The 12,785-nt window shown below is 61.8% G+C and carries 9 protein-coding genes; 6 read left to right on the top strand and 3 right to left on the bottom strand.

Annotation, left to right across the window (positions count from 1 at the left end):
* Both Q4P21_RS01055 and Q4P21_RS01050 read left to right on the top strand, forming a co-directional pair.
* Positions 1–653, top strand: a 653-nt coding sequence (locus Q4P21_RS01055) for a hypothetical protein (protein WP_303387016.1), incomplete at its 5' end; no start/stop codon positions are given.
* 239 nt (positions 654–892) lie between these two features.
* Positions 893–4,750 (top strand): hypothetical protein, encoded by a 3,858-nt coding sequence (locus tag Q4P21_RS01050; RefSeq protein WP_303387015.1) that lies wholly within the window; start codon positions 893–895, stop codon positions 4,748–4,750.
* Positions 4,751–4,953: 203 nt separating this feature from the next.
* On the opposite strand, the gene Q4P21_RS01045 is transcribed toward Q4P21_RS01050, so the two are convergent.
* Genes Q4P21_RS01045 through Q4P21_RS01035 form a run of 3 tightly spaced genes read right to left on the bottom strand, consistent with a single transcriptional unit; the run spans position 4,954 to position 7,371 of the window.
* Positions 4,954–5,892 carry a 2-dehydropantoate 2-reductase gene (locus Q4P21_RS01045; RefSeq protein WP_303387014.1) on the bottom strand — a complete coding sequence of 313 codons (939 nt, stop codon included), beginning with the start codon at positions 5,890–5,892 and terminating at the stop codon, positions 4,954–4,956.
* Positions 5,889–6,380, bottom strand: a complete 492-nt coding sequence (locus Q4P21_RS01040; protein ID WP_303387013.1) for a DUF2127 domain-containing protein — start codon at positions 6,378–6,380, stop codon at positions 5,889–5,891. Before Q4P21_RS01040 ends, Q4P21_RS01045 begins: the two co-directional genes overlap by 4 nt.
* A 40-nt stretch (positions 6,381–6,420) precedes the next feature.
* Positions 6,421–7,371, bottom strand: a complete 951-nt coding sequence (locus Q4P21_RS01035) for a LysR substrate-binding domain-containing protein (RefSeq protein ID WP_303387012.1) — start codon at positions 7,369–7,371, stop codon at positions 6,421–6,423.
* Positions 7,372–7,524: 153 nt separating this feature from the next.
* On the opposite strand from Q4P21_RS01035, the gene Q4P21_RS01030 reads away from it, so the two are divergent.
* From Q4P21_RS01030 to Q4P21_RS01015, 4 genes are all read left to right on the top strand, one after another.
* Positions 7,525–8,916 carry an MFS transporter gene (locus Q4P21_RS01030; protein ID WP_303387011.1) on the top strand — a complete coding sequence of 464 codons (1,392 nt, stop codon included), beginning with the start codon at positions 7,525–7,527 and terminating at the stop codon, positions 8,914–8,916.
* 177 nt (positions 8,917–9,093) lie between these two features.
* Positions 9,094–9,822, top strand: coding sequence for an IclR family transcriptional regulator (locus Q4P21_RS01025; RefSeq protein WP_303387010.1), 729 nt, complete (start codon positions 9,094–9,096; stop codon positions 9,820–9,822).
* Between the two features lie 490 nt (positions 9,823–10,312).
* Entirely contained in the window at positions 10,313–10,468 is a 156-nt protein-coding gene (locus Q4P21_RS01020) for a hypothetical protein (RefSeq protein ID WP_303387009.1), read from the top strand.
* A gap of 850 nt (positions 10,469–11,318) precedes the next feature.
* The gene (locus Q4P21_RS01015) at positions 11,319–12,785 is read left to right on the top strand and encodes a fumarylacetoacetate hydrolase family protein (RefSeq protein WP_303387008.1); all 1,467 of its coding nucleotides are present in this window, start codon (positions 11,319–11,321) and stop codon (positions 12,783–12,785) included.

Here is a 12,785-nt window from a genome sequence, read left to right as displayed (position 1 = left end):
CGCTGGCTCTCCTGGACTGGATTGGTGATGGCAGGAAAGTCACCGCGAAAGGTGTTCTGGGCAAGAAGGAACGGGTTGAGGCTGCCGCCGAACTCACCCATGGAGGCCTGGGGATCCTGGCCGGCGCCGCCAAACTGACATCCGCCAAGAAACATGCCCTTGCCAGGCTGAACGTCTATTGGGAACTGCTGGATCTTACGGGACTCATCACCATTTCAGCGACCCATGTCCACCTGAATGAGGACGTTGTCGCTTCCCTCGACACTGACGAAGCCATGGTCCAGAAAATGCGTGACTTGATCAGCCACTTTATTTTTATGGTCACCCTGGACGGTTCAGAGCCGGGAATTTACGAGGCCTGGCACCTTCAGATGTCCCACCTGCTGATCCAGAGCGCCTCCGCAGCCCCGCCAGAATCAGACTTCATCGTGGACGCCGTGGCAGCACCGGAATCCATGGATGAGGAGTTGCTGTTTCTGGTCCGAAACATTGCCCACTGGGCCGAGGAGGGCCTGGTCGCCGTGGGTACGCACGTGGAAGTCCCGGCGGCTTTCCGGCTGGAACTCTTCGAAATGCTGCGGGGTGATTTCAGCATCCAGGCGGTTGGCCCCGGCGCTGGCACGGATTTGGACGTACTGCTGGACAAAGGCTGACCGCGAGCTCGCGCCCACGCCGCATGCCGCGCCCAACTTTTACGCGCGGCGTCCAGAGCCGTCATCTGAACCAGAAAATGTGACGTATATCAAATTTCGTCTTGATTCCTGCTGTGGCCTGTCCGTTTACTTTGATTTGACCGAGAATTCACTGTGAATCGTCCCTTCGACCTGGTCTATCGAACCCACGACCACTGGAGCCAACGATGTCCCCCGCGTATCACCACCGGCGCACGCGCATGACGATTGCAATGTCTGTCGCCCTCGCCGTCGCCGCGATCTCACCCCTGACCGCCCTGCCTGCCACGGCCGCTACGCTGGTCTTTAAGCAGGATTTCAATTCTGGCACCCTCAGCCCGTTTACAGGAACTGCCACCGCACCTGACAGCATTGTGATCGCTGATCGGGACAACGATCCGGGCAACGGAGTTGCCCGGATGACTTCCGAATCCGCGACAACGACGGAAACGCTCTACCGCTATGGCACTTGGTCCGGCGAGCTTTCACTGCGTGCCTCGTTCCGCATGGGTGACGCCACGCACAAGCGCGAGGCGTTCCTGATGCATTCCTCAGTGGGTGGCAAGACCGTCTACCAGACGATCTTCACGTTCAACCCGGACGCGACGGTCAAGCTGCTGGGCCAACCCACCGACCTGACGTACAGTCCAGACAAATGGTATGACCTCGAAGCGACGATCAACCATACCGATGGCACTGTTTCGGCTTGGATCGATGGTAAACAGGTCCTCAGGGATGCCCGGATGCTTGCCAGTGGCATCTGGGAATCCACTCAGAGCATCCGTTTCACCCAGACCGGAACCGTTGGCACCACGGCGGTTGCCGATGTCGATGACATCGTGGCGAGCGTGGAAACCGGAACAGACCTGCCCGGTGAATTCGATGGCTGGGGAATGCGTTCACACAGCCCTACCGCCCCGGGATTCTCCTTCGCTGACAAGACCCTGCAGATTGACGCCGCCCAGAAGACTGCGGGTTCGTTCGTCAAGTCACTGCCGGCCATCCCGGGCCGCACTTACGGCCTGGATCGCAACGTCACTGTCAGGGGCGCCGTGAGTTCCAGCAAGGTCCGTCTGGTTGCCACCGCTTACGCCAACGGCCGCGCGTTGGACGCCGCGGTGCCCGGTGCCCGGGTTGAATCAGCCACTATCACCGGAAACACAGCCAAATCCGACCTTTTCCTGCACTTGCGTGCGCCGGCTGGTGCGGACGAGCTGCGCTTCGAGCTCTACTTCGAAGGCCCCGGGACGGCCAGCTTCGCCCCGGGCGGGGAACCGGTGGAGAACCCGAAATGGCAGGATGTTGTCGGCGACTATCCCAGCTCACGTATCCAGCACCCCATGAACAGTCCCGAGGTCATGTTCGGCGTCCGCTCGGCCTGGACCACGCTGCACGATGAGAGCACCGAGCAGCGCCTCACCGCCGTCGCCGGCCTCATGTCCCTTTCGGCGCCGGAGCTGACCGCCGCGGCTAAGAAGGCCAATCTGGGCCGGACCAGCCTGCATCAGCACCCGGACATCGAGAAGCAGGTGCGCCGGATGGCGGACCTGTATGCGACCACTGGCGATGAGAATTACGCGAAGTCCGCCATCACCGTGATGACCGCTATGGCCGACACCTACGAACAGGTGCCCTATCTCCATGGTGGCTTCAAGTCGTGGGAGACGGCGGTCTCTGCCGACGTGGTGTATGCCTATGACACGATTTACCACGCCGCTTCCTGGACCCCGGAGTCCCGCGGCGCAGTGGAGGACATGTTGCGTGAGTCGGCGGTGGACACCTGGACCATGAACGCAGGCACTGTCAACAACATCACTCCGTACGGGCTCAAGCCAGCCGCCGGCATCGCCGTCGTCCTCGGTGACCCGGATCTGCTGCGCCTGTTCCTGCCCACGGCGCAGACCCTGGTCTCCGGACAGTGGTGGCACTCGGACGGGCTGTGGGAGGAAGCCACGCTCAGCTACCAGGACCAGGTTTTGGGAAACCTAAAGCAGTTCTACCAGCTGGTCCAGGCCAACTTTGTGGACCCCGCCGACTATAACGACACGAAAATGGGGCTCAAGCTCAACCACACGGACCTCACGAAGCACTATCCGATCTTTGAAAAGTCGACGAGCCTGTCGACCACGACGGCGCAGCCCAACGGGCACATCATCCCGCTCAATGACACGTGGGCCGGCTCGGGCAACCTCTCCGCGTATGACGAGACCTCTCCCGTTCTGAAGGAGAACCTGGATGACATCGCCCTCAACGGCTACGGGTTCTACGCGCTCACCCAGGGTGATGAGAAGGCGGGCCCATACGGTGAAGCCACCCAGATTACTTTGGAGGCTCCGCAGATTGCCCGCGGCCTGCCGTACGCTGGCGGCCACTCTCACGGGAACCTGCTGGGCATCTCGCTCTGGGGCAGTGGAACCGAGGCCCTCCCCTATGTCGGCTATGCCTCCCGAACCGATGTGAACCGCTACTTCCAGATGAGCGCCTCCACCGCGAACGCGCCTTGGGTGTGGAGCCCAGAGGCGGAACCTTACGGCGAACAGGCACAGGAACCGACCCATGCCTCTGTTACCGGGATCGAAACCGGCGAAGGCAGCAACGAGAAGGTCTCCTTTGTGGAGTCGAGCCTGCCGGGCCCAGATGGGGACCACGCCACCAGCAAACGACGCCTGGTCATGACCGTCGCCCTGGAGGGCGGGCGCAGCTACGCCGTGGATGTCAGCCGACTCAAGGGAGGGCAGGCACACCAGATCTTCCTGCGCTCCAGCGAGCAGGAAGACACGGACTTCAGCAGCCAACTGCCCGTCAGCAAACACACCGGGTTCGTCAAGGACCTGCTAGCTGAACGGGGAACGACCTACGGACTCGCCGATGGCCGTGACATGATGACCGATCCACGGCTGGCCGACGGGTCACAGGACTTCAACTTCAGCTGGACCGGAGAGGACAGCGGCACCACAATGCACGCCTTCATGAACGGGGTCAAAGGCGACGACGTCATCTTCTCGACGATTCCCACAAACCGGCGCACATTGCAGGACCCTGCAAAGAAGAACGCCTTCCCTGGTGAGCACTTCCAGCGCCTCACCAAGGTCGATCCGGACGAGACCACGATCTACGGCAGCATCTACGAAACATCACGCAAGAACCAAACCCCGCTGGTACAGTCCGTCGACTGGCTCAAGGCACCCGATGGAGACCCCAATACCGCCGTGGCGCGGGTGAAGGGCACAAGCTTCACCGACTACGTCTACCTCAGCGACGACAACAAGCCCCGGACGATCGACGGGATCACCTTCAGCGGCAAGGTCGCCCAAGTCCGGGTCAGCAATGACGCGCAGGGGCATTCGAACGCCGGAAAGACGCCTGTCAATGGGAATGGCAATGGTCAGTGTGATGATCAGGCGCGCATCTACACCTATGGCGACACGACGGTTCGTTGTGGCGGGCTCGCCAAGGCCAATAAGACTGCCGCAGTCTCCGTTTCAGGCCAGGTCACTGCCAGCACGAGCAGCAATGATGGGACCGCAACTGGCGGCACCGCTGGTGCGAGCATCATCACCATCGATCAGGAACTGCAAAACAGCGAGGACCTGGCCGGTAGGTGGATGACCGTGAAGGCAGCGGACGGTTCAGGCTGGGCCTTCAAGATCGTGAAGGTCAAGGGCAACGACGTCCAGGTCGAAGGGTGGCTTCCCTTCGAACGGACGCAGGACGGCCTGCTGCGAACCTTCGCACCATTTGAAGGGTCCACAATCGCCGGACCAGTCACGTTCTCGCTGGAGACGGGGGCCATCACCCCCGCGGCAACAGTCCCCACGGAGACCACCCCGCCACCGGCAACCCCGTCGCCCACAGCCACGGAGACCAGCCCTACAGATGAATCGGCATCGCCCTCCGCCACAGCCACGGAGACCACCCCTACAGATGAATCGGCATCGCCCCTTCCGGATACCGCACAGGACGATGATCTCGCATCCACGGGGGCAACCGTGCTTCCTCTGGCGCTGGGTGCACTGATTCTGGCTGGCGCGGGAATGGCACTTGCCATCGCGGCACGCCGAAAGCGGGCAAGGCACTAAGCCCTGGGCCTTAACGGCAGAATAGCTCGCAGCAGTTGCAGAAAAGGGCACCGTGAAAGCGGTTTCCACTGCAACTGCTGCGAGCTATTCGTTTAAGAATGTTGTCTAACCGGGAGTTACGCCGGTCAAGTCAGGAAAACCCCCGGAGCTGTTCCCAACTTTTCATTCGGGCGTCTGGCTACTTTGCGCTTTCTGTGTTCCTATCAGCTGCGACGGGCCATTCCGGCGTCGTGGACGCGCAGCTGCAACAGCGCCAGGTTGAGCAGTGGGGCGTCCACGCCCAGCTCTCGCGCGCGGCGCACAAAGTCGCCCACGATGTGCTCGCCTTCGTGCGGCAACCCGGCCGTAACATCGCGATACAGCGAGGACGTAAAAAGGGATCCGGGCGCTGTCAAGAAGCTCAGCGAACCAGCAAGCTCCTGCGCTGAAACCGGAAACCCCGCCGCGGCGGACATTGCAGCAGCCTCCGCCAGCACCGTCCCGACAAAGTCGCTGCCGCCTGGACACTGCACAATGTCGCCCACGGAGCCGCGCATCAGGCACGTCACAGTTGCCGCCGTCACAATGAACACCCATTTTTCCCACATGGTGGCAATCCCGTTTGGCACAGCAACCGCAGTGATGCCGGGCACCGTAATTTCTTCCAGCAGCACCTGCACGCGAGGTGAAAGTTCGCCCATCTCACCACCGTTTTGTTCGCCGATGGTCCAGCGTGAAATCGGGTCCCGCACTTCAATATCGCCCTCCCCGTTGATGGTGCCCACGAGGTGCACCACAGAGCCAAGCACCTTCTCAGCCCCAAACGCGGCGACCAGCGCATCCATGTGGCCCAGGCCGTTCAGGAACGGGATGATGACAGTGTCCGGCCCCACAGCGGGGGCAAGGTCGGCAATGGCCGCGGCCAGCGCGGAAGCCTTGACGGTGAGAACAACGACGTCGAACGTCTCCTGCAGCTGCCCTGCCGTGAGAAGTTTCGGTTCGATCCGCAGCTCAGGGTCGGTACCGGCAATCCGCAGCCCGCGTTGGGCCAGGAACTGGGCCCGTTTCTCATGGACCAGAAATGTAACGTCTCGTCCGGCCGCAGCCAAACGGGCGCCAAAATATGCGCCGGTCGCCCCGGCACCTACGATCAGAATCTTCATGGTGTCTCTATCCTCCGGTGGCGCTGCCGCCCGTATTCATGCCAGGTGAGCACCACTATCAGGATATCGAACACGGTCAGGGCCGCCAGCCCCAGCGACGGCGTCTGCGTCAATTGGTATAACTGGTAGAGGATGAAAATGACAAGAAGGGCGATCATCCAGGGGTAGGCCCATAATTTGTCCCGCAGGATGGCCGCCACCAAAACCACTTTCACAACACCGTGGGCCAGCAGGTACAGCGCCGCGAAAAACACCACATGGTCGGTCAGCCCGGCGGCACCTTGGAGGATGTGGTTGGCGATGAAGTCATCCGGGTCCTCGGTCAGCTCCGGCTGGGTCACCAAGATTGCCAGCTGCTTGAGCCTGTCCGGCGGAACGAACAGCAGGAGCGTGCCACCAATCAGCTCCAGGACACCATCAAGGCCCTTGAAGATGATCCCGATGACGAAGAGCTTGTCCCACCAGTCGGTGATTCTCAATGTGGCCACGGTGGCCTCCCAACGAAATGCTGTTTGGAGCGTAGCACCGTCAGCCGGGCAGGGGCTGAGTCGCAACCTGCTCTGCTGCCCCGAACGTCTCAACGGCGAAGTCGAGCAAGGCTCGCGCTCTGGGGCTGAGCCTAAAGTGCTCGGGCCAAATGCCCGCCATGCTGGTCTGACTGCTTGGCGGCGACAAGGGGCGAATTGCCAGAGGAAACCCTTCCAAGCTGACTGGGGCGCAGTTTGGTCTAGACATCAGCAGCGAATATCCAAGGCCTCGGGCCACCAGCGCCTGGACCAGGATGACCTGTGGCATGTGCGCCACAATGGTAGGCCGCAGCCCGCGCTCCGCGAAAGCGCGGTGAGTATTTGCTGTGCTGGGGCTGGAGTCGTACATGATCAGAGGTTCCGTGACTAGTTCGGCCAAGTCCACGGATTCCTGCTGTGCCAGCGGATGGTCCACGGGCAGCACCGCCTGCAGCTCGGTCTCATAGATGATCCGGCGTTGGAAGCCAGGTGGCAGTTCCATGTCGTAGACGATGGCCAGGTCCAGTCGGCCGCTCTCCAGCGCCGGTAGCAGCTCATCGTGCGTTCCCACCACCACCTCCACCTGGACGCCTGGATACCGCTTGGGAAAACCATCCAAGATGGCTGGCAGCACGCTGGCCGCAAAACTGGCAAAGCAGCCCAATTTCACCGGGCCCTTCAACTCCCCCGTTGCTCCACTCATCTCCGACAACAGGTCTTCGGCATCCTTCAGCAGCCCTCTTGCCCGCACCGCAAAGTGCTCCCCGGCAGGGGTCAGTTGCAGGCCACGGGACTTGCGGCGGATGCACAATTGCTCGCCCACGGAGCTTTCCAACCGGGTAATGGCCTGGGAAAGTGCTGATTCTGAGAAGTGCAAGGACACTGCGGCGTCGCTCAGCGTGGGGAAGTCCGCGAGGGCCACAAACAGCTCCAGCTGGCGGAAAGTGAACTTGACCAAAGTAGCTTCTTTCATAAAACCGAATATGTTTTGCTATTTTTATAAGTTTACTCATTGTTCGCAAAGTGTGACACTAGTTACATCTAGACTGATTCCGCCACACTGCCGCAACGATGCGTCAGCCAGGGTCGAACAGTTCCCCCGGAGCAAAGTCAAGGACACGAACCCATGAGCATCCCTTCCGTCGTTGACACACGACGCACGCAGCGTCGCGTGGCTATGGCTACCCTCATCGGCACCACCGTCGAGTGGTACGACTACTTTATCTACGCCACGGCCGCCGGCTTGGTGTTTGCGCACCTATTCTTCGAGCCAGCCGGACCCCAGATCGGGCTGCTGCTCTCCTTCGCCTCCGTAGGCATCAGCTTCCTGTTCCGCCCACTCGGCGCCTTTCTGGCAGGCCACTATGGCGACAGGATTGGCCGCCGGGCCATGCTCGTAATGACGCTGCTACTGATGGGCGGTTGCACCACGCTGATCGGCCTGCTGCCCACCTACGCGACAGCTGGCGTGCTGGCTCCCATCCTGCTGCTGATCCTGCGCATCCTGCAGGGTGTCTCCGCAGGCGGTGAATGGGGAGGTGCCGTTTTGATGGCCGTCGAACACGCCCCTGACAACAAGCGTGGCCGGGCAGGTTCCTTCCCGCAGCTCGGCGTGCCGCTGGGCTTGCTGATGGCTTCCGGCGTGATGGCCTTGATGACCGGCGTGATTGCCCCAGGCGACGCGTTCATGGAGTGGGGCTGGCGTATACCGTTCCTGCTCAGCGTGGTGCTGATCGGTGTGGGCTACTTCGTCCGCCGCGCAGTGGAGGAAAGCCCGGTGTTCCTGGAGATCGCTGAAAAGAAGCAGCAGCCCAAGGTCCCCATCATCGAACTGTTCCGCAAGCACTGGCTCCTAGTGGTCCTGGCAGCGCTGATCTTCGCCGGCAACAACGCCTCCGGCTACATGGCCACAGGCGGGTTCATCCCCAGCTACGCCACCAACCCGGACGGCAACGTGGGGCTGGAGAAGACACCAGTACTGCTTGCCATGACGTTCGCGGCGGCTACGTGGCTCATCTTCACGGCACTGGCCGGCGGCATGGCCGACAAGATTGGGCGCAAAAACACTTACCTGATCGGCTTCACGGCCCAGGCGCTGACCGTCTTCCCACTGTTCCTGCTTATCAACACCGGTGAGCTCTGGGCACTGTTCCTGGCCCTGTTCCTATTCACGTTCGGCCTTGGCCTGACCTACGGACCGCAAGCGGCTTGGTACAGCGAGATCTTCCCGGCATCCGTGCGCTTCTCCGGTGTTTCAATCTCCTACGCGATCGGCGCCATCATTGGCGGTGCCTTTGCCCCGATGATCGCCCAAGCACTCCTGCAGGCAACCGGCACCAGCTTGGCCATTTCCGCCTACCTGCTGGTCATGACCTTGCTCGGCATGGCGGCGGTGATCATGCTCAAGGACCGCCCTGGGATCAGCCTCAGCATCACGAACCAGGCGGAGCAGGAAGTTGGCGCCACCATCTTCGACAAGCGCGAGCCCGTTCTGAGCTCCACCACCACGGAGTCCTGACTCGCTTCGAGAGCGAAACACTCTCCGCTGAATCAAGAACGACGGCGGCACCCACCTTGGGCGGGTGCCGCCGTCGTCCGTTTCGCTGATTCACGAAGCCTGGTGAGAGTTCTATAATTGAACTTCCGTCCCACATAAGGAACGGTTGTTTCGGCGGCGAATGAACAGGATGATGACGTGAGCACAGACGCAGTTGAGGGTTCCGCGGAGAAGCCACCTGCCCATTCGCAAACCCTGTCCCGCGGCATCCGTGCCCTGGAGATCCTGGCCGCAGCCCCCGCACCGATGACCATCGCCGAGCTGTCCACGGCGCTGGGCGTGCATCGCTCCGTCGCCTACCGCATCCTGCGCACGCTTGAGGATCACGCACTGCTCACACGGGACGACGCCGGCCGCGTCCAGGCCGGCCCCGGACTGGCAGCCCTGGCCCGCGGCGTTTCCCGCGACCTGCAAACTGCAGCCCTTCCGGAGCTGACGGAACTGGCCAACGAACTGTCCATGACGGCGTTCATTGCAGTGTGGGACCACCGTGATTCCGTCACGCTGCTGACAGTGGAGCCTCGACGCTCCGGCGCCACGTTGGCGCAGCGCCCCGGCACCCGCCATTCCTTCAGCTCCGGGGCACCTGGCATCGCCATTCAGTCCGCCATCAGCGAGAATGAATGGGCACGTCTTGCCCCCGGCCTGCCGTACCGGCCGGAAGCCCGCGCCGCGCGCACTGCCGGGTATGCCACGAGCCACGACGAAGTGCTCCCCGGAGTCTCCGCGATCGCCGCGCCCATCCATATCCCCGGCGGCATGCCTGCTTCCATCTGCGTGGTCTTTCTGGGCGCCGAAGACCAGCCGGCCACCATCGGGGCTCGATTGGCCTCCAGCGCGCGGGCCATCGAAGCGCAACTGCAGTAGTAGAGCCGGCTGGATGCCCCGGAACGGACCTGGCAAAATCGTGCCAGATGATTACGGTTCACGCATTTCCTGATGGCAATGGCAGAGTCGGTCGACGCACTCATCGCCTACCGGTCGGGGGACGTCGCACCCATAGTCCGCTCGATTGCTGAGGCATCGTTCGCGGCGATACATAACGGCCGAATTCTCGTCGACGACCTCGAAACGATGCGTCTTGAGTGGAGTGACCACGTTAAGGCAAGGTGCTCACTCCTCGGCCGTCAACGCGCAGGTTGCGATTAACCGCCTTGTTGATGCTGACATCCTGAGGCAGATCTCGACCGGAAAGCGCAACCGCATTTGGTTGGCAAAGGATGTTGTTAGGGTCCTTGACGAGTTCGGTGCTCGGGCGAAGAGTGGCCGATAGGGAAAAGCTCCGGGGAACACTCTCTTTGCCGTATGGTGGAGCCACGCAAATTCGGTGCAGACCCAAGGCTAAGGATTAGCGGCCGTGTACTCCCGGCAATCGCTATTGAAGCTCGAGCGCATCGCCGTGGGATCCCCCAACTTGGCGGGAGTCAGAATTGCCTTTTCCCAAGCGTGGTCCGGGTCACTGAAGCGGCTCTCAGTAAAGGGCATTGAATCCCTGACGGCAGCGGTTCCTTAAGGTTCTTGATCGCCGCTTTGAGTTCGGCAGACATGGCAGCAGCACTTTGGGGATCAACGGGCGCCGTAAATTCAGGCTGCGTCAGGACAGGCGTGGGCCTTGGCTGTGTTGCGACAGCTGTCTTTCCGCATCCGGTGACACCGAGGACTATTAGAAAACTCAGCGCAACAGCCGTTGCGCAAGTCTGCCGCCTGGCGCGGTTGCTGCCAATGGGGATGTGGATCGTTTGGCTCGCTTGATCTTTCGTTATAGCGGGAGGAATGCCTCCGGGTTCTTTGAGCCAGAACCCGCCGGGGTAGACGAGCCGGTCTGTATTGGCTTCGGTTGGAGGTGCAACCAGGATTGACCAGTTCATTGGCAAGCGTCGATCCAGAATTGGACCAGCCGATCTTCATGGTCCCGCGTATTTCTTGAGGGACGCCGAGTGTGAAGGCGGCTCCTGCTTTCATGATGAGTTCCATCTTTTGGAAGTAGAGGCCTTCCGTCGTGCCACCATCGCTCCATTGGGTAGCGTCGGCTCCGCTGCCTGCGGTACTGATGCACATAAGATCCGGCACGCCAGATTTGCCGTCCACGCCGAGCATGCTGGCAACGTGAACAAAACGGCCGCCGTGGCAAATGCAAAGACTGCATAAAATCTGTGACTGCCGCGATTGCTCCCCATCTCGGAAGCCCAGGGCATAAGTAGCGTACCGGCAAGAGATCCCACCCACCAGAGAAACCCCTGCAAAATAGTTCCTCCCTACCCCTTGACGTGACGGGGATAACACGACTAAGGTAATCGTATACGATATCGTACTTGATATGAGGGCCGGATAGATCGGCCCGCAACCGATCCCAGGAGAGTTTCGTGGAACAAGTCACCGCAGACACGCTCAAGCAGGCCGGCAAGGTCATCGCCGTCCACCTCGCCTACCAGTCGCGGGCCGACCAGCGCGGGCGCACACCCGCCAAACCGTCCTACTTCCTGAAGGCGTCCTCATCACTGAGCCTCAGCGGTTCACACATCGAGCGCCCGGCAGGCTGCGAACTGCTCGCCTACGAGGGTGAAATCGCCCTCGTCATCGGCACCGCGGCACGCCGCGTCAGCCTCGAAGACGCCTGGTCCCACGTCAGCCACATCACGGCCAGCAACGATCTTGGCGTTTACGACCTCAAGTACGCGGACAAGGGCTCCAACGTCCGTTCCAAATCCGGTGACGGGTTCACCCCGTTCGGCCCCGCACTCATCCCTGCAGCAGACGTCAATCCGGCCGCCCTTCGCGTGCGCACCTGGGTCAATGGCGAACCTGTCCAGGATGACACCACCGCAGGATTGATCTTCTCCTTCAGCCAGATCGTGGCGGACCTGTCCCAGCTCATGACGCTGGAGCCCGGCGATGTGATTCTCACCGGCACCCCCGCGGGATCCTCCGTGGCCGGCCCCGGCGACGTGATTGAGGTCGAGGTGGACGCCCCCGACGCCGGGCTGTCCACAGGACGCTTGAGCACCACCGTCACCCAGGGCACCGTCGAGATGGCAGACTTCGGCAACAGCCCCAAGACCACCGATGCCGATCGCGTGGATGCCTGGGGCTCCCCCGAAGCAGCCGGCCTGGCACCGCAGGGTCTCAGCGCCGAGCTCAAGCGCAAGCTGACAAGCGTCGGCACCGCCACACTCAGCGCACAACTGCGCAAGCGCGGGCTGAACAACGTCAGCATCGACGGGTTGAAGTCGACCCGCCCCGAAATGCGCATCGCCGGAACCGCCCGCACCTTGCGCTACGTACCCAACCGTGAGGACTTGTTCAAGTCACACGGCGGCGGCTACAACGCCCAGAAACGCATCATCAACAACTTGAACGACGGCGACGTGCTCGTCATGGAAGCCCGCGGCGAGCCCGGCACGGGCACCGTCGGGGACATCCTGGCCCTGCGTGCACAGATCAACGGAGCCGTGGCCATCGTGACCGACGGCGGCGTCCGCGACGTTGACGCGGTGGCAGCACTGGACATGCCCACGTTCTTCACCGGTGCACACCCCGCCGTTTTGGGCCGCAAGCACATCCCGTGGGACACCGACCTGACCATCTCCTGCGGCGGCGCCACGGTCCAGCCTGGCGACATCATTGTCGGTGACTCGGACGGGGTGCTGGTGATCCCGCCGTCGTTGGCGGAGGAAGTGGCGGACGACTCCATCGCCCAGGAACACGAGGAAACGTTCATCGCGCAAATGGTCGCCGAAGGCAACAGCGTCGAGGGCCTGTACCCAATGAATGCCGACTGGCGGGCAAAATTCACCGAGTGGGCGCTCACCCATCCCAACCCGGCCGTGTAG

The sequence above is a fragment of the Arthrobacter sp. genome, from assembly GCF_030540645.1.
Taxonomy (GTDB): Bacteria; Actinomycetota; Actinomycetes; order Actinomycetales; family Micrococcaceae; genus Specibacter.
Note: the sequence above shows the minus strand (reverse complement) of the source record. Positions and strands in the feature narration are given on the sequence as shown.